This window comes from Tomitella biformata AHU 1821, from assembly GCF_000524475.1.
In the GTDB taxonomy this organism is placed as follows: domain Bacteria; phylum Actinomycetota; class Actinomycetes; order Mycobacteriales; family Mycobacteriaceae; genus Tomitella; species Tomitella biformata.
Window position 1 is genome coordinate 1 of the sequence record NZ_BAVQ01000008.1, and the last position, 19,898, is coordinate 19,898.

Consider the following 19,898-nt stretch of genomic DNA (forward strand, 5'->3'; position numbering starts at 1 on the left):
ACCGCGGCCATCGCGAGGGCGATGTCCTCAGCGGACGCGGTGATGCTGAATTGAGCCATGCCATCGCGTAACGGCCGGGCACGGGTGCCGCGTTGTCTTTTCGCTCTCTGGTGGCGGTCGCGGAACGCGTCGGGGTCGTGCTCGAAGATGAGGCGGTTGGCCAGGTTGTGCAGGTCCCGCTCACCTGTCGCGCAGGCTGTGCGGAGGGCGCGGGCGATCGCGGCGTCCACATCCGGGCAGTAGGACTTGCCGTCGAGCAGATCGGTGTCGGTGACCAAGACTTTGTATTGGGCCTCGGTGATCAGGCCATCGCGCAGGCACTTCCCAATTTCGGGGATGCGGAAGACCATCGCGAGGGCTTCGCGGAGCATGGTTGCCCCGGCGGCGTGGCGGATGTGGCTGGCGGCGGCCAAATGGGCGGCGGTGGTGGCGTCGTCGTCGAGGACGCGCAGGTCCAGTTCCGGGGTGGAGGTGGCCAGGGTCAGGTGCAGTTGCGCGGCGCGGGCGTAGGAGTCCCAGGATAAAAGGGATTTCCAGGTTTGGTTGGCGTGGAGGGAGTCGACGAGTTCAGCGGCGGGGGTGCGGCTGCCGAAGGGCGGCAGGCGGAAGGCGGCGGTGGTCACGTCGTCGGATTCGATGATCATTCCCCAACCCCCCTAGGTCGAATGTATCATCGAGTTTACTCATGATGCAGGTCACCGTCAAGAGATTTGGGAGAATAAATATTCGATAGTTTGGGGCACGAATGAGTCGACCCGGATACCCGCCCCCTATGTCCAGTCAGGTCCCAGGTTTACACGGACTGCAGGTAATTGCTGATCCCGAGGGCCACCGCCTGCGCCAGGCGGGCCTGGCCTTCGGGAGTGGTGAGCATCCGGGAGTCCTCGGCATTGCGCATGTTGCCGAGCTCGAGCAGCGCAGTCGGGCGCAGGGACATGTTCAGCCCGGTCAAATCGTCGCGCGCCATCAGCCCGTCCTGGCCCGAGTAGGCGGCGGGAGTGAAGCCGCTGGCGGTGAACGCGTCCCGCAGGTCGGTGGCCAGGTTGATGGCCGGTCCGGACTGGGCATCGTTGAGCGGCGGGGCCGAGTAGCTGGTGTAGGTGCCGAACTGGTCGGGCCCCGCGCCATCAGCGTGCAGAGAGACGACGGCGTCGGCCTGGGCGTGGTCGGCGGCCTCGGCCCGGAAGTTGTTGCACAGTTCCGGCGAGGCGTCATCGTCGCGGCTCAGCACCACGGTCGCGCCCTGGGCCTGGAGGTCGGCGCGCACCAACTCGGCGATCTCGAACACCGCGGTGTGCTCGGGGTAGCCGCCATCGGTGCTGGTGCCGGTGGTCTGGCAGTTCTTGGTGCCGCCGCGGCCGGTGGGCACCTGGTCCGAGGCCGCGGCGGTGGTGTATCCGCTGTGCCCGGGGTCGAGGAACACCACGCGCCCGGTCAGGGGAAGTGTGGGCTCCGGCTCTTGCTCGGCAGCTGGGGTGGCCTTTGCTGTGGTGCTGGCCGCCACGGACGTCGTCGGGTTGTCGGCGGCCGTGGGGATGGTGCACCCCGCCAGCAGCGCAGCGGCCGCGATCGACGCCGCGGCCCGCCTCGCGAGAGGAGCGCTCATTTTCACAGACACGAGACACACCATAGAGACCGGGACGTCGGGGCTCAGCCCCAGGCCGGGGCGATCGACCAGGGCTGGGCGGCCTCGAGCTGGGCGGCGACGCGGATCAGCAGGTCCTCGCGGCCGAAGGCGGCGACGATCTGCACGCCCACCGGCAGGCCCGTGGAGTCGTGGCCCATCGGCAGTGAGATCGCGGGCTGGCCGGTGGTGTTGAACGGCCCGGTCAGCGCGCCGTAGATCCCGCCGTGCTTCCAGATTGCCTCGACGGAGCCGGCGTCGAGGAGCCCCAGCGGCGGGGTCGGTTGGCCGAGGGTGGGGGTCACCAGGAGATCGTGCTCGGTGAAGAAGGCGCCGATCACGTGGGCGGCGCGGTGCAGCTCGTTCATCGCCTCGACGAAATCTGTCGCGCCCTGGGACTTGCTGCGCTCGTAGATCATTCGAGGCACCACCTCGAGATCGTCGTCGAGCAGCCCGCGACCCAGCTCCGCCAGGCGCGCGTCGACCGTGACGGCCATGGACACCGACATACCCATCGACATCGAGGCCTGCAGTGCGTCGACGGGGTAGTCGGGGGTGGCCTCGGTGACGTCGTGGCCCAGCCGGGACAGCAGCGCCGCGACGGAGTCGACGACGGCGGCGCAGTCGGGGTGCGCGGGGGAGCCGTCGGGCATGGTGGTGCTCGCCGCGATCTGGAGGCGGCCGGTCTCCGCGCCCACCTCCTCCACATAGGGCCGGGCGGGCTGGCTGATGGTGAACGGCTCCCCAGCCAGCGGGGCGCAGGTCAGGTCCAGCAGCAGCGCGGTGTCGCGGACGCTGCGGGTCAGGGCGTGGTGCACGGACAGCGGCCCGGCGAGGACGTTGCCGACGGGCACGCGGCCACGCGAGGGCTTCAGGCCCACCAGCCCGGTTGCGGCGGCGGGGATCCGGATGGAGCCGCCGCCATCGCTGCCATGGGCGGCGGGGACGATGCCGGCCGCGACCGCCGCTGCGGCGCCGCCCGACGAGCCGCCGGGGGAGTGCGAGAGCCGATGCGGGTTGCGGGAGGGGCCGAAGAGCGCGGGCTCGGTGCTGGCGTTCTGCCCGAACTCGGGGGTGTTCGTCTTGCCGATGATCACCAGCCCCGCGGCGCGGTAGCGCGTGACCAACTCGGAGTCCGCGGCCGCCACCGCGTCGGCGAAGAGCCTGGAGCCGTTCGTGGTTGGCAGCCCCGCGACATCCAGGCCCAAATCCTTGATGGCATAGGGGATGCCGCGCAGGGGACCGCCGGGCAGTCCGGCGTCGACCTCGGCGAGGGCCTCCTCGGCGCGCTCGGCGATCACCGCGTTGACGGTGGGATTACGCTCGGCGAGGCGGGAGAGGGAGAACTCCACGACCTCGCGCGCGGACACTTCGCCGTCGGAGATCGCCGCGGCGAGCCCGGTCATGTCGTGATTGTCGAACAGCTCCTGCATGGGGACTCCTCGGTTGGGGGCGAACCTCATTGATAGCCCGAATCAGTCGGCGAAGATCCCGGTGGTCCCTCTCAGTGGTGGGTACTCTCTGGGAATGGTGGAGGCAAAGGTGTTGATCGTCGGCGCGGGGTTGGGCGGATTGGCGATCGCGCTGGAATTACGGCGGGCGGGCATTGACGACTTCGTGATCCTGGAGAAGGCCGCCGATGTGGGCGGGGTGTGGCGGGAGAACACGTATCCCGGCGCCGCGGTGGATGTGCCATCGCCCTACTACTCCTATGCGGCCGAGCCGAATCCGGAGTGGCCGCGCAGGTACTCCGAGCAGGCGGACATCCTCGCCTATATCCACGACGTGGTGGACCGCCACGCGCTGCGTCGCCACATCGTCTTCGAGACCACCGTGCGAAGTGCCGCATACGACGACGCGACCGGACGCTGGCACGTCGAGACGGGCGACGAGAAATACGACGCCCAGTTTTTCGTGCCCGCCACCGGGCAGCTCTCGATCCCGCTGCTGCCGAAGATCCCGGGCTTGGACTCGTTCGCGGGCCCGGCGTTCCACTCCGCGCAGTGGGACCACTCGGTGGACCTAGCGGGCAAGACCGTTGCCGTGATCGGCACTGGGGCCAGCGCGATCCAGATCATCCCGAAGATCCAGCCAGAGGTGGGGCAGCTGCTGGTCCTGCAGCGCTCCGCGCCGTATTTGCTGCCGCGGATGGACCGGGAGTACGGCCCGCGCCAGCACCGGGTGTTCCGCAAGTATCCGGTGGTGCAGCGCGGGGAGCGTCTGTTCTGGTGGCTGTTCGGGGAGTTCTGGACCTTCGCGGTGCTGGGAAACCCGGTGGTGGACAGGATGTTCCGCGCCACCGCCGCCGGGATGCGGGCACTGCAGATCAGGGATAAGACGCTGCGCGCAAAACTGACGCCCGACTATCCGATGGGCTGCAAGCGGGTGCTGTTCTCCAGCGATTACTACCCGGCGGTCGCGGCGCCGAACGTGCGGCTCGAGACCACGGGCATCGACGCGATCACCGCCACCGGGATCCGCACGGTGGACGGCGCCGAGCACGCGGTGGACGTCCTGGTCTACGGCACGGGCTTCGCGACGCAGGAGTTCTTGGACTCGATCGAGATCCGCGGGGCGGGCGGGGAGCTGCTGAGCCAGCGGTGGGCGGACGGCGCGCGGGCCTACCTCGGCATCGCGGTGCCGGGCTTCCCCAACCTGCTGATCATGTACGGCCCCAACACGAATCTAGGGACCGGCTCGATCATCTACATGCTTGAGCGCCAGGCCCGCTACATCCGCGGGCTGATCGAGGAGATGGGCCGGCGCGGGATGGCCACCGCGACCGTGCGCGCGGACGTCGAGCAGGGCTATGACGACGACGTGCAGGCGCGGCTCGGCAAGACCGCGTGGGCCAGCTGTGTCAGCTGGTACCAGTCGAAGTCGGGCCGGATCTCCAGCAACTGGCCGCGCAACGTGCTCGCCTACTCCCGGCGGACCGCCACGGTGGACCTGGCCGAATACGAGCCCGCCTGACTACTCGCCGCGCATCACGTGCGGCAGCTCGTCCGTCGCCAGCAACACCAGCTGGTTCCGGGTGACCCGGACCTCCTCGAGGCGCGGCAGGCTGCGCTTGAGCAGGTCCCACTCGTAGTTCTGGATCTCGCCGGTGGCGCGGACGATCACATTCTTGTCCTTGGTGCCCCACGCGATGGGCATGAGGCTCGCGGTGTCCCACGTGTCACCCTGCGGCTTGCTGGTGCGGTCCGCGAGCACTGCGGCGCAGGGGATTTTGGCGCCGACGACGCTCGGATGTCCGGTGATGGCCGTCGCGGTCCGCGTGACCAGCGCGTAGCGCGGGTTGGCGTCCGGGTCGCGGGAGACGTTGACCAGGCCCAGCACCGTGATCCCGTGCTTGCGCTTGGCAGCGAGGACCGCGCCGACCAGGGGGGCCGACACGTACTGGGACTCGATGCTGCCCACCTTGCGAGGCAGGATGAACCACAACGAGGCCGTGCCCAGGCTGATGACGATCAGCGCGATGCCCACGATGTCCAACAGGCCTGAGCCGAGCAGGAACAGCGCGATACCGCCGGCGAGCAGGGCCACCGAGACGATCAGCGCGGATACCCGGAGCCGGAGCAGCTCCGAGTAGTTCTCGTTGTTGGACTTGGCATATTTGAGATCCAGGGGAAATGACAGATTGCGCACGCGGTTGATGGTACGGCAGCCTCACTCGGCAGCCGAACCCCCGATAGCTGGCCCCAGCAGGTCGTCGGCGTCCACGATCCGGTACGCGTAGCCCTGCTCGGCGAGGAAGCGCTGGCGGTGCGCGGCGTATTCGGAGTCGAGGGTGTCGCGGGCGACGACGGAGTAGAAGTGCGCCTGGCCGCCGTCGTGCTTGGGCCGCAGCAGCCGGCCGAGGCGCTGCGCCTCCTCCTGCCGGGAGCCGAAGGTGCCGGAGACCTGGATCGCGACGGACGCCTCGGGCAGATCGATGGAGAAGTTGGCGACCTTGCTGACCACGAGGGTGGAGATCTCGCCGCGGCGGAACTTGTCGAACAACTCCTCGCGCTCTTTATTGCGGGTCGAGCCCTGGATGACCGGGGCGTCGAGGTCCGCGCCGAGCTCCTCGAGCTGGTCGAGGTAGGCGCCGATGACCAGCGTCGGCGCGCCGGGGTGCCGGGCGACGATGGCCTCGACGACGGCGACCTTCGTGCGGGCCGTCGCGCAGTGCTTATAGCGGTTCTCGGGCTCGGAGGTCGCGTAGATCATCCGTTCGTTCTCGGTGAGCGTGACCCGGACCTCGATGCATTCGGCGGGCGCGATCCAGCCCTGCGCCTCGATGTCCTTCCACGGGGCGTCGTAGCGCTTGGGGCCGATCAGCGAGAACACGTCACCCTCGCGGCCATCCTCGCGCACCAGCGTGGCGGTCAGGCCGAGGCGCCGACGCGACTGCAGGTCGGCCGTCATCCGGAAGACCGGCGCGGGCAGCAGGTGCACCTCGTCGTAGATCACCAGGCCCCAGTCGCGGGAGTCGAACAGCTCGAGGTGCTTGTACTCGCCCTTGGTGCGGCGGGTGATCACCTGGTAGGTGGCGATGGTGACGGGGCGGACCTCCTTGCGCTCGCCGGAGTACTCGCCGATCTCCTCCTCGGTCAGCGACGTGCGGGCGATCAGCTCGCGCTTCCACTGCCGCCCGGCGACGGTGTTCGTCACCAGGATCAACGTGGTGGCCCCGGCCTTGGCCATCGCAGCCGCGCCGACCATCGTCTTGCCCGCCCCACAGGGCAGCACGATCACGCCCGAGCCGCCGTCCCAGAAGGAGCCGGCCGCCATCTCCTGGTAGTCCCGCAGCTCCCACGGGTTCGTCTGGAAATCGAGGGTGATGGGGTGTGCCTCGCCGTCGACATAGCCCGCGAGGTCCTCGGCGGGCCAGCCGACTTTGAGCAGCTCCTGCTTGAGCCGGCCGCGCTCGCTGCCGTGGACGATGACGGTGTCGGCGTCGATCATCTCGCCGAGCATGGGCCGGATCTTCTTGTGCCGCATGACCTCTGTGAGCACCGCACGGTCCAGGCTCACCAGCAGGAGCCCGTGCGCGGGGCTCTTGACCAGCTGCAGGCGTCCGTAGCGGGCCATCGTGTCGACAATGTCGACAAGGAGGGGCTGCGGGACGGCGTAGCGGGAATAGCGGACGAAGGCGTCGACCACTTGCTCGGCGTCGTGCCCCGCGGCGCGCGCGTTCCACAGGGCGAGCGGCGTGACGCGGTAGGTGTGCACGTGCTCGGGGGCGCGTTCAAGCTCGGCGAATGGGGCGATCGCGGCGCGGGCCTCGGCGGCCAGTTCATGGTCTATCTCCAACAAGAGAGTCTTGTCGGATTGCACGATCAGCGGTCCGTCGCTCACGCGTCCTCCTCAGGCCCGCCGGCTGCGGCGGTCACGATCACGGCCGGAGTGCCCGGCCGTGCTCCCCATTGTCCAGCTCGCACCGACAAGTTGCCATTCGCGGGTCGAATCGGGCGGATCACTCCACCAGCGCGACGGATGTGATCCGGTGCAGGGAGAACTTCAGCACCTCGCCGGTGACGGTGTCGCGGGCTTCGAGCTGGCCGCTGTCGAAGCGCACCGGGTCGACGATGCGGTGGATGGCGGTGCCCTTCGCGTCGACGTAGCCGACCGCTACGGCGCGCCCGACCTGGGTTGCGGTCTGCAGCAGCGAGACGGTCGCCGCGCCGCGGGCCTTGGTCCCGTCGACACGGACGGTGTCGGAGCTGCGGGCGACGGCGGCCTGGTCCCCAGCCCGCAGCCCGGACACGACGTCGGCCAGCTGTTCCGCGGAGGCGGTCGGGGAGGGCGGCCGGTGCACCGCGGCCCTGGACTGGCGCGGCGGCGGCACCCTGCTGCCGCGTGGGCGCAGGTCCACGATGGAGCCGGACTCGTCCTCGCCGACGGCGGCGAGTCCTGCGCCGCGCAGTTCGGCCAGCAGCGGCGCCAGGTCCAGGTGGGAGATGGCGACGGTCGGCGCGAGGCGGCGCAGCCCGAGCTCAGGCAGCCGGGCGAGGACCTCGGCGAGCAGGCCAGGGTCCTCGCAGCGGAGGAACGCGTTGGCATAGCCGACGCGCAGCTGCCCGTGCCGGCGCGCCACGTCGTCGATGAGATACGTGAGGCCCTGGGGGACCGGAGTGCGCGACGCCTGCGCGAACAGCTCGTGCAGCTCTGTGGGGCTGTTGCCCGCATCGAGGGCCCCGCGCAGCGACTGCTCGGTGATCCGGTAGACGGTGGCGGCCCCGGCGGACTCGACCTCCGCGACCTGCTCCACCCGCGCCTGCAGCTCAGGGGTGAGTGGGCCCGGCGCGATCATCGTCAGGTCCGCTTGCAGCAGCACATGGTCGATGGGCGCTGGCATGGCGGCGGACATCGCAGTGGCAACGGTCGGAGCCCCGCCTGTCTCCGTGGCAGGCGCCAGCAGCGCGCGGCCCGGGGTGGACAGCGCGCCGCGGCCGACGGCGCCTATCGCGGCAGCCTCGCTGAGGAAGTGCTCGACGAGGTGCAGCGGCATTCGGCCGTGTCGGCGGGGCCGGCGCCAGCGCAGCAGCGTGAGCAGGTCCGGCGCGGCGATGGCGGACCCGGGCTTGACGTCGGCCAGCAGTTCCAGGATCACCCGGCGGTCCTCCTGCGCGGTGGCGGACGCCAGATCGGGGGAGAGCGCGGGGATCAGCTTGTCTGTCGTATCGCGGCCGCCGATGGTCCACACCTTGCGGGCCAGGCCCAGCCACGGCGCGGCGAGCGCGGCCCAGCGGTTGGCGGGCGTTTGCGCGAGCCAGTGGTCGGCGATATCGGTTGGGGCCCAATAGGAGTCGGCGGTATCGCTCAGTGGGGCCGGGTCCGGGATGCCGGTCGCGATCAGGCCCACGTGCGCCAGCAGCTCCAATACGAACGCGAGAGCGGGCTCGGCGAGCCCGGTGGCCTTGGCCAGCCTGCGCAGCTCCCGCACGCCCACGCCGCCGGTGCGCAAGGTCGGGACCGGGGCGCGGCTGAGCTCGTCGAGGACCGCGGCGCTGTGCCGCAGCAACTCCATCGCCTGGCCGGCGGCGGCCGCGTCGACGTCGGCGATCTTGTTCTTGACCGTCGGGACGGTGGGCTCAGTCAACCGCAGCTCCCCGCGCAGTGGCGCGCCGGCCAAGATTGCGCGCACCGCCTCCGGCAGCTGGACGGTCTCATCGTCGACCCAGTTGAGCAGGCCGACGCGCAGAAGTGTCTGGACGGGGCTCGATGCGGCCGCCTCGGGCGCGGCGTCGCGGGTGCGGCCCACGCCAGAACCGCGGGCGAGGGTCTCGAGCAGCGCGCGCTGGTTCCCGTCCAGGCCGGCGATGGCGGTGCGCAGCTCGGCGGGGGTGCCGGTATCGCTTGCCGGCGGGTCCACCAGGTGGCCGGGGCTCCATGGCAGTATTTCCCGGGCCGCGGGGGTCATCGAGAGCTGCTGGTCGTCGCCCCACACCAGTGCCAAGTCCCGCAGGCGGCCGAGCGCCGCGTCCACCGCCGGGGCGGACGCGTGCTCGAGCAGGTCGGTGCGCACCAGATCTGCGGAGACGGGGGACACGTCGGCCTGCTGGAGGATCAGCACCTCCAGGACGCCCATCGCGAGGGTGTCGAGCTCGCCGGCCACCCGGTGCACCGACATCCGCTGCTCCGCGCGGGTGGCCAGCACCTGGGTGGTGCGCGGCGGCTGCACGGTGAGGTCGGGGCGCAGGCCGAGTAGTCGGGCCAGTTCCGCGTCGGAGCGCCCGCGCAGCCAATCCGCCAGGTTAGGGGCAGACGGCAGGGCGGCGGGGCTCGGATCTGGCAAATTTTTGGGCATCAGAGACCAGATTAGTGACCTGGACTGGCCCTTGTGCGCGTTGCCTGCCAAAATGGTGCCGTGACTGACAACAAGAACACTCATCATCGCAACGACACTGGCTGGCCGGAGCTCCCCGAGGGTGAGCATGCGGTCACGGAGCTCTCCTCGACCCGCTCGGGTCCGCTGTCGCCATTTGGCGAGGTCCTCGAGCTGCCGCTGCCGGCCGCGGACGTCAATTACGTGCATCCCATCACGGTCCCGAACCGCTAGATCGCCATGGCAGAGGATAAGTCGGGCGGGTCGCTGACCCACCTCGACTCGGCTGGGCATGCCCGGATGGTGGACGTCTCGGAGAAGCAGACGTCCGTTCGTCGGGCGGTCGCCGCCGGTACCTTCCGCACCACCGCAGAGGTGATCGCGCTGTTGTCCGAGGGCGGCCTGCCCAAAGGCGACGCAGTCGCGACGGCGCGCATCGCCGGGATCATGGGGGCGAAGAAGACCCCGGAGCTGATCCCCCTGTGCCACCCCATCGCGCTCTCGGGCGTGACGGTGGACTTCGAGCTCCGCGCGGACTGCGTGGAGGTCACCGCCTCCGTCCGCACCACAGATCGCACGGGTGTGGAGATGGAGGCGCTCACCGCGGTGGCGGTGGCCGGGCTGACGCTGCACGACATGGTCAAGGCCGTCGACCCCGAGGCTGTCATGGACGGCGTCCGGGTGCTGTCCAAAGAGGGCGGCAAGACGGGATCATGGCGCCGATCATGACGCGCACTGCGGTTGTCGTGATCGCGTCGACCCGCGCCGCTGAGGGCGTCTACCCCGACCGCACCGGTCCTGTCATCGCGGACTGGCTGCGGGCCAAGGATTTTGCGGTCGTCGGTCCCGTCGTTGTCGCTGACGGCGCGCCCGTCGGCCGGGCCATCCGCGCAGCCCTCGCCGACGGCCCCAGCCTCATCCTGACCTCCGGCGGCACTGGCCTCTCGCCGACCGACCGCACCCCCGAGGAGACCGCTGCGGCCCTGGACTTCCAGGCGCCCGGTCTTGCCGACGCGATCCGCGCGGCCGGACTGCCTGCGGTGCCCACCGCCGTGCTCTCGCGCGGGGTGGCCGGCGTTGCCGGGCGAACCCTCGTCGTGAATCTGCCGGGCTCGACGGGCGGGGTGCGCGACGGCCTCGGCGTGCTGGACCCGATCTTGCAACATGCGCTAGACCAGATAGCCGGAGGAGACCACCTGTGAGCTCGGATCCGATTCTGTGGCGCGGGCAGGTCACCGCCGATGCCATCACCCTGGCCGAGCATGAGGCCTGGGTCTCGCACGAGTCCGCCGGCGCGGTGGTTGGGTTCTGCGGCGTCGTGCGCGACCACGACGGCGGCCGTGCGGTGCGCCGATTGAGCTACTCGGCTCATCCGAGCGCGGGGGAGGTGGTTGTGGCGATCGCCGAACGGATCGCCACCGCGACCACCGGCGTCCGCGCGCTCGCCGTGAGCCATCGGGTGGGAGACCTCGAGATCGGCGACGAGGCGCTCGTCTGCGCCGTTGCCGCGGACCATCGAGGGCAGGCGTTCGACGTCTGCCGAGAATTGGTCGAAGCCGTGAAATTAGAACTGCCAGTGTGGAAGTTGCAAGTTTTTGGCGATGGCACCGAAGAGTGGGTCAGCTGCGCTTAGGCGCTCAGCCCCCGCGGACCCACGGGGCCATCCGGGGACCCCAGATCGGCCCGCGATCACGCCTGCAGGGCATTTAGACGGCTAAAAGGCCCGACACCGCGAAGGTGTCGGGCCTTTTAGTTTGCCTAGCTAAGGCGAAGTGCTGCTGGCTCAGCTCAGCAGGGTGCTGGCGAGCGTCAGGTACTGGTCGAGCACGCCGCTGTCGGCCTTGTCCAGCTCGGTGCTGGCGGTGATGCGGGCGATGGCCTGCTCGGCGGCCGCGCGCAACTCGGGGGAGACCTCGATGTTGTTGCTGTCTGCGATCGAGATGAGCGTGTCGAGGATGGCTGCCTCGGTGGTCGCGTCCGCGGCGACGGCGCCGGGGAAGGACTGGACCTGGGCGACCGTCGGCGCGGCCTGCGCGACTGGGGCAGGTGCCGGAGTGCGCTGGGTCGCGCCGCTCAGGCCGACGCCGCAGGAGGGCCATGCGCCCTTGCCCTGGTTCGCGAGAACCTTCTCGGCGATCTCGATCTGCTGTGCCTTGGTGGCCTGGTTCGCGGTCGCCGCGTAGGCGCCGCCGCCGTGGCTAGTCCAGGTGCTGGGGGAGAACTGCAGGCCGCCGTGGTAGCCGTTGCCGGTGTTGATGGCCCAGTTGCCGGTGGACTCGCACTGCGCGACCTTGTCCCACTCGGCGTCGGTGGCGGCGTTAGCCGTACCGGCGAATGCAATGCTCGCGGCACCGATGACGGCGCTAGAAACGGCGATCTTGGTGATGTTGCGGCCAGCGGTGCTGGGGGTGCGGTGACGTCCGGTCATCGGTGGTATTTCCTCTCCACACACGCCTTCGAGGTCAGCTGTCGGGTTAGGGCTGAGAGGTTGCCCCGCGTCCCCGCTCCGTACAGAGCGGCTTCGCTTCACCCCAGGGGCTGTGGTTCAGAATGCGAAAAGTGCTGCATTTTTGAACTACTGCCCCAGAGTCCCGTTCGGTGGACTTGGGTCCCCCGTCTCCGTCCCTGGGTTATTCGTTGGGATCCGGATGCCCACTGGACGGAGCTCGGCGTTGCGGGCCCGGATCTGGTCGACTGATTGACCGCCGCTGACGCTATCCGTTGAGTGGCCCGTAGTCACCTATTTTGGGCTGTTGGACGCGCGCGATACCAAATGTGACCTGAGGAACATAATTGGGGTAAAAGACCTGGTCTATAGCTCAAGTTACGAAAAGTTGCGAGACCGTTACCTGGCTGTGATGTGGTTTAGGTCACCTTGAGTCAAGGGCGCTGGCTTGAACGGTCGGTTTTGGCGGCGTTCCCGGCGTCTTTCGTCGCCGCCCTGACCCATCTGTCCAGGTCTTAGCCGCCGGCGAAGGGCGGCAGTACGTCCACGGTGGCTCCGGCGGGGAGCGGGGCGTCCAGGTCGCGGACCGCCACAGAGCCGGCCAAGTAGGAACACCGTTCCAGTATCTCGATGAGCGGGGGGCGTCGACGGCCGAGCTCCACAAGCAGCGTCGTGACGGAGGCGCCAGCCGGCAGCGGCACGCTCTCCTCGTCGACTCCGGCGGCGGCACGCGCCCCGGCGAAATAGCGGACGGTCACAGCCGACAGTTCTGAGTGGGGCATTTATCGCTCCTGTGTGGTGGTGGGGTGGCGGCTAGCCGCCAATGGCGCTCATCGGGCGGTCGGGCTGGTGGAAGCCGGGGTCGTCGATGCCGTGGCCGGCGCGCTTGGCCCACATGGAGGCGCGCCAGCGGCGGGCGATCTGGTCGTCGGTGGCGCCACCGCGCAACAGGGCCCGCAGATCGGATTCTTCGCGCGCGAAGAGACAATTGCGCAACTGCCCGTCGGCGGTGAGACGGGTGCGGTCGCAGTCGCCGCAGAACGGCTCGGACACGGACGCGATGATGCCGACCGTCGCGGGGCCGCCGTCGACCAGCCAGCGTTGCGCTGGGGCGGCGCCGCGCGGCTCTGTCGCCTTGGTCAGCGCGAACTTCTCACCGAGCACCGCGCGCGTCTGCGCCGCCGTGATCATCGTCGAGCGCTGCCAGTCGTGGCCGGCGTCGAGGGGCATCTGCTCGATGATCCGCAACTCATAGCCGTGGTCTAGGCAGTACTGCAGCAGCTTGGGAGCGTCGGCGGCGTTGAGGTTGGGCTTGAGCACCGCGTTGACCTTCACTGGCCGCAGTCCCGCGTCGTGCGCGGCGGCCATCCCATCCAGGACGTCCTGCAGGCGGTCGCGACGGGTGATCTCCGCGTACTCCGCCCGGTCGATGGAGTCGAGGGAGACATTCACCCGGTTCAGGCCCGCCGCGGCGAGCGCTGGGGCCTTGCGAGCCAGTCCGAGCCCGTTCGTCGTCAGCGCGAGCTCCGGGCGCGGCTCGAGGGCTGCGGCAGCGGCGATGATCTCCGGCAGGTCGCGGCGCAACAGCGGCTCGCCCCCGGTGAAGCGGATCTCGCGGATGCCCAAGTCCATCACGGCGATCCGCATGAGCCGGGTCAGCTCGGCCAAGGTCAGCAGTTCGTCGGCGGGCAGCCAATCGAGGCCCTCTGCGGGCATGCAATAGGTGCAGCGCAGGTTGCACCGGTCGGTCAGGGAGATTCGGAGGTCTGTGGCGACGCGCCCAAAAGTGTCACGTAACGGACCCGTTGCCCGTCCGGGATCATCTTCGTCGACTACGGCCTCGCCCGGCGCCCCTACTCGGGGTAGGCCCAGGCTCACGTGTGACATGGCCCCAGGATAGCCAATGCGCCTGGCGTTGCCGTGCCACGCTTAGGATTCCCCGTGATGCGACCACCTCCGAACCACCACCTGGCCGTGCCGCGCTGGCTGTTGGCGCCGGCCCTGCTCGGGGTCGCGTTGATCGCATTGCCGGTGATCGGCCTGGCGACGCAGGTGCCGTGGGACCGCTTCGGCGCCCTGATTTCGTCGGAGTCCGCCCTGGCGGCCCTGCGGCTGAGCGTGGTGACCGCGAGTGTCTCGACGGTGATCGTGGTGGCGCTGGGCGTGCCGCTGGCGGTCCTGCTGGCCCGGTTTGCCGGGCGGTGGTGGCGCCCGGTCCGCGCCCTCGTGCTCGTGCCGCTGGTGCTCCCGCCGGTGGTGGGTGGCCTCGCGCTCCTCTATACCTTCGGCCGACGCGGATTCATGGGGGAGACGCTGCGGGTGTTCGGCATCGACATCGCGTTCTCGACAACGGCCGTGGTGCTCGCGCAGGTGTTCGTCTCGATGCCGTTCCTGGTGCTCAGCCTCGAGGGGGCGCTGCGGGGCATGGACCAGCGGTATGAGGCGGTCGCCGCAACCCTTGGCGCACGCCCCGGCACGGTCCTGCGGCGGGTGACACTGCCGATGGTGCTGCCCGGCCTGGTCTCGGGCGTGGTCCTGGCGTTCGCTCGGGCGCTCGGCGAGTTCGGCGCGACCATCACGTTCGCGGGGAGTTTGCAGGGCCGGACCCGTACGCTGCCGCTGGAGATCTATCTCAAGCGCGTCGATGATCCCGACGCGGCCGTGGCGCTCTCGATGCTGCTGGTCGTGGTGGCCGTCGTCATCGTGGTGGCGGTGCACAGGAGCCCCGCCGGGCGCGGCCGGGCTGTTCGAGTGAAGGAAGAGGCGGAGACTCGATGACGGATGTGAGCGTGGCGGATTGGCTCTCGATGCGGGCCCAGGTCGTCGAGCGCGGCGTAGACGTCGCCTGCACCCTCCGCGCTGGCGAGGTGCTGGCGGTGCTGGGGCCGAACGGGGCGGGCAAGTCGACGGTCCTGGCAGCGCTGGCGGGGCTGGTGCGGCCCGATCTGGGGCATGTGCGGGTGGGCGAGACGGTGCTCTTCGACAGCGAGGCCGGCGTGGACGTGCCCGTGGCGGAGCGTCGCGTGGGGCTGCTGGCCCAGGACGCGCTGCTCTTCGACAGCCTCACCGTGCTGGAGAATGTGGAGTTCGGCCCGCGCAGCCAGGGCCGCGGCACCGCGGAGTCGAAGCGACTGGCGGCGCATTGGCTGGCGGAGGTCGGCCTGAGCGAGCTCGCCAAGCGCAAACCGCGCAAGCTCTCAGGTGGGCAGGCCCAGCGCATCGCGATCGCCCGGGCGCTGGCCGCCGAGCCGCGGGTGCTGCTGCTCGATGAGCCGCTCGCCTCCCTCGACGTCACGGTGGCCGCCGAGGTCCGCTCGATGCTGCGACGAGTCCTGCGGGAGCGGGCCGCGGCCGTCGACGGCCAGACGGCGACGGTGATCGTCACCCACGACTTGATCGACGCGTTGACGCTCGCAGACCGCGTGTTGGTGGTGGAGAACGGCGTCGTGGTCGACTTCGGACCCGTCGACCGAGTCCTGCGCGAGCCCCGGAGCATCTTCACCGCAGACCTCGCCGGCACCAACATGACGGAGGGCACAGCGCTGGCCGCGGCGCAGGCGGGCATCGCCACGCTCGTGACGGCGGACGGCGCGCAGATCCAGGGGGAGTGCCTGCACGAGCTGGGCAGCGGGGAACGATGCGTGGCGGTGTTCTCCCCGCGCGCGGTCGCCGTCTATCGGCGCGCGACAGAGGGCAGCCCCCGCAATATGTTCCCCGTGCGCGTGACGGGGCTTGAGGCGCGCGGGGAGACGATCCGTATCCGCGGCGCACACGGACCGGAGCTGCCGTTGATGGCGGAGGTGACGGTGGCGGCGGCGCGGGAGCTAGGCCTGGTGGTGGGCGACGCCGTGCAATTCGTCGTCAAAGCGACCGAGGTGCAGATCTACCCGCAGTCGGGCTAGACGCCGATTAGTTGCGGACGCGGCGGCCGGACGCCAGCGCGCCGATCACGCCGATGACCATGCCTGCAGGCGCCATCATCGCCAGGTAGTAGAACGCCGCGGACAGCCGCCAATGGAACAGTGGCACCGCGAACGTCACGAGGATCGACAGCAGGCCCACCGCGAACAGCGCGACGCCCAGCCAGATCAGCACGCTTGACACCGTGGTGGAACGGGCGGCGCTGGCATTGGACTGGAGGGCGGCCGCGTGCGGCTCGGATGTGTGGCTCACGACCACTACGGTAGCGCGCCGAGCCGGGCGGGCGGTAGGGGTAGGGGTACTCTTCGAGGTAGTCGCGTCCTGCGCCAAGTGGGGCGCGTCAGCTATGTCGAGGGTGTTCCCGCCCGCTGGCTGACGGCAAATTTCGACACGAGAAGTGGGTGAGCACGGTGCCAACCGGCAAGGTCAAGTGGTACGACGGCGAAAAGGGTTTCGGCTTCCTGTCCCAGGAGGGCGGGGAGGACGTGTATGTCCGGGCCGAGGCCCTGCCCGAAGGCGTCGAATCGCTCAAGGCTGGGCAGAAGGTGGAGTTCGGTATGGTGACCGGTCGCCGCGGCCCGCAGGCGCTCAGCGTCAAGGTGCTCGAGCCCGCGCCGACCATCAAGCGCGGCGGCGCCCGCCGGGAAGAGTCGAACCGGCGGCCCGCCGACGAGCTGCACGGGATGGTCGAGGACATGATCATGCTCTTGGAGTCCAAGGTCCAGCCGGACTTGCGGCGGGGCAAGTACCCCGATCGCAAGACCTCGCAGATGATCTCCGAGGTGGTGCGCGCGGTCGCGCGCGAGCTGGACTCCTAGCCTCAGCGGGTGGCCACCGACCAGGTCGCATGCGTCACGATCGTGTCCTCTTTGGTGTCCGGGTTGTACAGGCCGGTGGGCAGGCGCACCTCGACACCGGCGAGGACTCGGCCATTCTCATCGATGTCGGGGATGGAGACGGTGGTCTCCGAGCCGGGCGTGAACAACTGTTCGGCGCCCTGCAGGGCTTCGGAGTCGGCAGCCGCGGTGGGGTCCACGTAGAACGTGGCCAGCACCCACGGCGCTCCGGAAATGCTCTCCGGCACCGAGATCACTAGCTGCTGGCCGGCGGTGACGGGCAGCTCCACCGTCTGGCCCGGCGGGTCGCAGACGTCGGGCCGTGACACCTCGCAATAGGTGTACGGCTTGACCTCGACGCTGGTCTCGCCAGCGGCGGCGGTGATGATGGGGCGCTCTTGGGTCGTGGCGGGGTCGCGGATCCACGGCACCAGGACGTACACCACGAGTATGGCGAGGCCGACCGCCACGGCCACTCCAGCCACCGCGATCGCCACTGTGCGAACCAGCCGACGACGGCGGGCGGTCAACTTCTTCAACGCTTGCTCCTAGCGGGGTGTTTCTTGGTCTTCGCCGCCTCGGGGGCCATCGAGTTGGGCCGAGTGCCGCGCAGGGCGGGGATCAGGGATTTGCCGCGGTAGATCATTGCCGTCTGGCTCAGGCCGATCACCATCAGCACCGAGATGATGGTGAAGCCGATCCAGAGCTCGGTGGGGGCCAGGATGCCGATCGCGCCGCCCAAGACCCAGGACAGCTGCAGGACGGTCTCGGAGCGGCCGAACGCGGAGGCCCGGGACTCGTCGGGCAGGTCCTTCTGGATCGACGCGTCCAGGGACACCTTCGCCAGCGCGCTCGCGGTGTTGGCGAACAGCGCGGCGAGGGCCACCATCAGCATCGTGTGGGTGCCCGCGGCGAACAGCGCGGCGACGGTCGCGGCGATCGCGCAGCGCAACACCACGACGCCGGGCTTGGTCATCTTGAGCTTGGTGCCCAGGGCGTTGCCACCGATATTGCCGGCGCCGGCGGCCACGGCGACCGCGCCGGCGAGTGCGAGCCCGATGAGCCCCTCGGTGTCGGCGTGGGCCTTGGCGACGAACGGCACATAGAGGAACAGGAAGCCGATCAGCATCTTTATCGTGCCGGTGCCCCAGAGGCCGGTCAGGATGTTGTGGCCCAGCGGCTGGCGCAGTTTCGAGGTGTCCTCGGCGGGTCCGGGCGGCCGGCTGCTGGAGCCGTGTGATCTGCCTTCACCTGCGGCGGGCTCGCCATGGTAGGTGAAGGTGGTCGCGATCTCGCCCTCGGTGACCTCCACCCAGGCCGGGATCCGCATGCTCAGATAGGCGCCCACGACAGCGAGAATCGCGGTCAGCCACAGGGCGCCGGGCGAGCCGAAGATGAACGCGACGACGCCGGCGAGCGCGCCCGCCACGGTGGTGCCGCCGACCAACCCGAAGATCTGCAGGCGCGAGTTGACCCGCACCAGGTCCATCTCCGGCGGCATCAGACGCGGCGTGACCGCGGATTTGAGCACCGCGAAGGACTTGCTCATCACCAGCATGCCGAGCGCGGCGGGATAGAGGATCCAGGTGTCGAAGTTCAGGGCCAAAATGATCGCCAGCACGACGCGCACCCCGTAGGAGGTGGCGAGCGCGATGCGGCGGCCCCGCTGCAGCCGGTCCAGAGCCGGGCCGATCAGCGGCGCGATCACCGCGAACGGCGCGATGGTCACCAGGAGGTACAGCGCGACCTTGGTCTTCGACTCGCCGGTGGCGGCGGAGAAGAAGAGGGTGTTCGCCAGCGCCACGGTCAGCGCCGCGTCGCAGGCGAAGTTCGCCATGTAGGCGTAGATCAGGGCGGTGAGGCCGGACTTGTCGGCGCCGTCGGCGGTGGCCGCGCGGCGGAAGTTCGCGATGCCCAGCGCGGTCAGCTGCTTGCTGCGCATCGCCGCCACCCGGGTGACGGTGATCTTGCGGGGCATCCGCGCGGACTTCGGCGGGTTTGTGTAGGTGGTGTCGTCCTGGCCGAGCGGGGGCAGCGGGGTACGACGCGGTCGGCGCTCGCCGGGCGGTGGGCCGGGGTTGGTGGGGTAGTTCGCCTCGCCCGGATGCCGGGAGGCGGGTCGGCCATGCGTCGGGCCAGGCCATTCGCCACCGTCGCCGGCGCCGCAGTCGGTGTGCTGGTACCACGATTCGCGATTGCCGACGGCCGCAGAATCATCAAATGGATGTCGGTCGTCAGCTCCCCCGCGGCGCTGCCACGGATCTAAACGCGGATCTCGTTCGGTCACAGGTCGATTCTTCCCTAGTTGGTCAGCGTTCGTGCGGAGGCCCCTGGCAAGTGTCGTAGAGGACACTTGGGGCTGTTGAACTGCGGCGGATTTGGTAGCGCTGGTGCCGACTGCGCGGGGATGCGGCAAGATGGTGGACGTGAACTCTCTGGATGCGGCCGCAGTGCACGAGACCGATTCTGTTGACATCGCTGTGCCCGCGATTCTCGCGGACGCGGTGGACCTGGCCAGGACGGCCGTGGAGGAGCTCGGCGAGGGCAAGGTCGGCGCCCACATCGGCGTCGTCGGCGAGGACGAGGCAGCGGCCTCGCACTACTTCGAGGCCGACGTGCCCGGCTATCGCGGCTGGCAGTGGGTCGTCGTCGTGGCCACCTGCCCCGGTTCGGACCACGCGACGGTCAGCGAGATCGTGATGCTGCCCAGCGCCGATGCCATTATCGCGCCGGAGTGGACCCCCTGGGACGATCGGCTCCGGCCGGGCGACCTCGGTCCCGGCGATCTCCTGCCACCTGCCCTCGCAGATCCCCGCCTGGTGCCCGGCTACATCGCGAACGGCGATCCGGCCGTGGACGACGTCGTGCTGGAGATCGGCCTGGGACGCCTCCAGGTGCTGAGCCCGATGGGTCGCGACGACGCCGCGGACCGCTGGCACGAGGGCCAGCACGGCCCCGGCTCCGAGATGGCCCGCGCCGCCACGTCGACGTGCGACACCTGCGGCTTCTACCTTCCGCTTGCGGGCGCGCTCCGGAACGAGTTCGGCGTGTGCGGCAACGAGTTGTCCGCCGACGGGCAGGTGGTGCACGCGCACTACGGCTGCGGCGCGCACTCAGACACCCCGGCTCCGAAGGGTGCGGGTTCGCCCGCATTCGAGCCCTATGACGATGGCGCGGTGGAGACGACGGCGCTGCGGGTGCCGGCGGCCCCTGCAGAGCAGAACCCGTCGACGCCCTGACTACTGTTCCCGCCGATCA

At 69.7% G+C, this 19,898-nt stretch carries 21 protein-coding genes, 1 pseudogene and 1 riboswitch; of the genes and pseudogenes, 10 read left to right on the top strand and 12 right to left on the bottom strand.

The genetic code is table 11. The annotated features are described in order from the left end of the window. From TBIF_RS05585 to TBIF_RS05595, 3 genes are all read right to left on the bottom strand, one after another. Nucleotides 1–644 (bottom strand): DUF222 domain-containing protein (locus TBIF_RS05585; RefSeq protein WP_024793869.1); only part of this gene is annotated, 644 nt, incomplete at its 3' end. A 149-nt stretch (nucleotides 645–793) separates the two neighbouring features. Beyond that, nucleotides 794–1,606, bottom strand: coding sequence for an N-acetylmuramoyl-L-alanine amidase (locus TBIF_RS05590; RefSeq protein WP_024793870.1), 813 nt, complete (start codon nucleotides 1,604–1,606; stop codon nucleotides 794–796). 44 nt (nucleotides 1,607–1,650) lie between these two features. After that, nucleotides 1,651–3,057 (bottom strand): amidase, encoded by a 1,407-nt coding sequence (locus TBIF_RS05595; protein WP_024793871.1) that lies wholly within the window; start codon nucleotides 3,055–3,057, stop codon nucleotides 1,651–1,653. Nucleotides 3,058–3,151: 94 nt separating this feature from the next. On the opposite strand from TBIF_RS05595, the gene TBIF_RS05600 reads away from it, so the two are divergent. Beyond that, complete coding sequence (locus TBIF_RS05600) at nucleotides 3,152–4,597, top strand: flavin-containing monooxygenase (protein WP_024793872.1); 1,446 nt, start codon at nucleotides 3,152–3,154, stop codon at nucleotides 4,595–4,597. Here TBIF_RS05600 and TBIF_RS05605 read toward each other — a convergent pair whose 3' ends face one another. The 3 genes from TBIF_RS05605 to TBIF_RS05615 all read right to left on the bottom strand — a co-directional run bounded on the left by TBIF_RS05605 (nucleotide 4,598) and on the right by TBIF_RS05615 (nucleotide 9,419). Next, nucleotides 4,598–5,272 (bottom strand): DUF3239 domain-containing protein, encoded by a 675-nt coding sequence (locus TBIF_RS05605; RefSeq protein ID WP_024793873.1) that lies wholly within the window; start codon nucleotides 5,270–5,272, stop codon nucleotides 4,598–4,600. It abuts the gene before it with no gap. Nucleotides 5,273–5,293: 21 nt separating this feature from the next. Continuing rightward, entirely contained in the window at nucleotides 5,294–6,967 is a 1,674-nt protein-coding gene (locus TBIF_RS05610; protein WP_024793874.1) for a DNA repair helicase XPB, read from the bottom strand. Nucleotides 6,968–7,085: 118 nt separating this feature from the next. Beyond that, entirely contained in the window at nucleotides 7,086–9,419 is a 2,334-nt protein-coding gene (locus TBIF_RS05615; RefSeq protein ID WP_038169983.1) for a helicase-associated domain-containing protein, read from the bottom strand. 60 nt (nucleotides 9,420–9,479) lie between these two features. On the opposite strand from TBIF_RS05615, the gene TBIF_RS05620 reads away from it, so the two are divergent. From TBIF_RS05620 to TBIF_RS25845, 4 genes are read left to right on the top strand one after another with little or no spacing between them, the layout of a single operon-like run. After that, nucleotides 9,480–9,671 carry a hypothetical protein gene (locus TBIF_RS05620; protein WP_024793876.1) on the top strand — a complete coding sequence of 64 codons (192 nt, stop codon included), beginning with the start codon at nucleotides 9,480–9,482 and terminating at the stop codon, nucleotides 9,669–9,671. A gap of 6 nt (nucleotides 9,672–9,677) precedes the next feature. Further along, nucleotides 9,678–10,166 carry a cyclic pyranopterin monophosphate synthase MoaC gene (gene moaC, locus TBIF_RS05625; RefSeq protein WP_024793877.1) on the top strand — a complete coding sequence of 163 codons (489 nt, stop codon included), beginning with the start codon at nucleotides 9,678–9,680 and terminating at the stop codon, nucleotides 10,164–10,166. Continuing rightward, nucleotides 10,163–10,639, top strand: coding sequence for a MogA/MoaB family molybdenum cofactor biosynthesis protein (locus tag TBIF_RS25840; protein ID WP_038169985.1), 477 nt, complete (start codon nucleotides 10,163–10,165; stop codon nucleotides 10,637–10,639). Before moaC ends, TBIF_RS25840 begins: the two co-directional genes overlap by 4 nt. Next, the gene (locus tag TBIF_RS25845) at nucleotides 10,636–11,070 is read left to right on the top strand and encodes a molybdenum cofactor biosynthesis protein MoaE (protein ID WP_038169971.1); all 435 of its coding nucleotides are present in this window, start codon (nucleotides 10,636–10,638) and stop codon (nucleotides 11,068–11,070) included. The genes TBIF_RS25840 and TBIF_RS25845 overlap by 4 nt, the downstream gene beginning before the upstream one ends. A 150-nt stretch (nucleotides 11,071–11,220) precedes the next feature. Here the strand turns inward: TBIF_RS25845 and TBIF_RS05640 are convergent, their stop codons facing one another. From TBIF_RS05640 to moaA, 3 genes are all read right to left on the bottom strand, one after another. Then, the gene (locus tag TBIF_RS05640) at nucleotides 11,221–11,865 is read right to left on the bottom strand and encodes a transglycosylase family protein (protein WP_024793880.1); all 645 of its coding nucleotides are present in this window, start codon (nucleotides 11,863–11,865) and stop codon (nucleotides 11,221–11,223) included. Between the two features lie 7 nt (nucleotides 11,866–11,872). Further along, nucleotides 11,873–12,084: riboswitch (cyclic di-AMP (ydaO/yuaA leader) on the bottom strand. Between the two features lie 314 nt (nucleotides 12,085–12,398). Next, nucleotides 12,399–12,665: a MoaD/ThiS family protein gene (locus TBIF_RS05645; protein WP_038169973.1), complete on the bottom strand. Its 267-nt coding sequence runs from the start codon at nucleotides 12,663–12,665 to the stop codon at nucleotides 12,399–12,401. Nucleotides 12,666–12,696: 31 nt separating this feature from the next. Beyond that, on the bottom strand, nucleotides 12,697–13,770 hold the full coding sequence (gene moaA, locus TBIF_RS05650; protein ID WP_084611558.1) for a GTP 3',8-cyclase MoaA: 1,074 nt from the start codon (nucleotides 13,768–13,770) through the stop codon (nucleotides 12,697–12,699). A 57-nt stretch (nucleotides 13,771–13,827) separates the two neighbouring features. On the opposite strand from moaA, the gene TBIF_RS05655 reads away from it, so the two are divergent. The 3 genes and pseudogenes from TBIF_RS05655 (at nucleotide 13,828) to TBIF_RS26695 (ending at nucleotide 15,785) form a co-directional block, all read left to right on the top strand. Continuing rightward, on the top strand, nucleotides 13,828–14,661 hold the full coding sequence (locus TBIF_RS05655; protein WP_024793883.1) for an ABC transporter permease: 834 nt from the start codon (nucleotides 13,828–13,830) through the stop codon (nucleotides 14,659–14,661). Beyond that, nucleotides 14,658–15,152, top strand: a pseudogene (locus TBIF_RS26690) (ATP-binding cassette domain-containing protein); the annotation flags it as partial. The gene TBIF_RS05655 and the pseudogene TBIF_RS26690, both read left to right, overlap by 4 nt. Before the next feature lie 438 nt (nucleotides 15,153–15,590). After that, nucleotides 15,591–15,785 (top strand): TOBE domain-containing protein, encoded by a 195-nt coding sequence (locus TBIF_RS26695; protein ID WP_439654216.1) that lies wholly within the window; start codon nucleotides 15,591–15,593, stop codon nucleotides 15,783–15,785. 7 nt (nucleotides 15,786–15,792) lie between these two features. Here the strand turns inward: TBIF_RS26695 and TBIF_RS05665 are convergent, their stop codons facing one another. Next, nucleotides 15,793–16,056, bottom strand: a complete 264-nt coding sequence (locus TBIF_RS05665; RefSeq protein ID WP_148302172.1) for a hypothetical protein — start codon at nucleotides 16,054–16,056, stop codon at nucleotides 15,793–15,795. Between the two features lie 158 nt (nucleotides 16,057–16,214). Here TBIF_RS05665 and TBIF_RS26530 point away from each other — a divergent pair, with 158 nt between their 5' ends. Then, complete coding sequence (locus tag TBIF_RS26530; RefSeq protein ID WP_024793886.1) at nucleotides 16,215–16,622, top strand: cold-shock protein; 408 nt, start codon at nucleotides 16,215–16,217, stop codon at nucleotides 16,620–16,622. 2 nt (nucleotides 16,623–16,624) lie between these two features. On the opposite strand, the gene TBIF_RS22935 is transcribed toward TBIF_RS26530, so the two are convergent. Together TBIF_RS22935 and TBIF_RS05680 are read right to left on the bottom strand one after the other, a co-directional pair. After that, nucleotides 16,625–17,179: a DUF2771 family protein gene (locus TBIF_RS22935; RefSeq protein ID WP_024793887.1), complete on the bottom strand. Its 555-nt coding sequence runs from the start codon at nucleotides 17,177–17,179 to the stop codon at nucleotides 16,625–16,627. Beyond that, a complete protein-coding gene (locus TBIF_RS05680) occupies nucleotides 17,176–18,927 on the bottom strand; it encodes an MFS transporter (protein WP_235174522.1) in 1,752 nt (583 codons plus the stop codon). Before TBIF_RS05680 ends, TBIF_RS22935 begins: the two co-directional genes overlap by 4 nt. A gap of 130 nt (nucleotides 18,928–19,057) precedes the next feature. Here TBIF_RS05680 and TBIF_RS05690 point away from each other — a divergent pair, with 130 nt between their 5' ends. Further along, the gene (locus TBIF_RS05690) at nucleotides 19,058–19,879 is read left to right on the top strand and encodes a DUF3027 domain-containing protein (protein ID WP_084611562.1); all 822 of its coding nucleotides are present in this window, start codon (nucleotides 19,058–19,060) and stop codon (nucleotides 19,877–19,879) included. The last annotated feature ends 19 nt before the right edge of the window (nucleotides 19,880–19,898 follow it).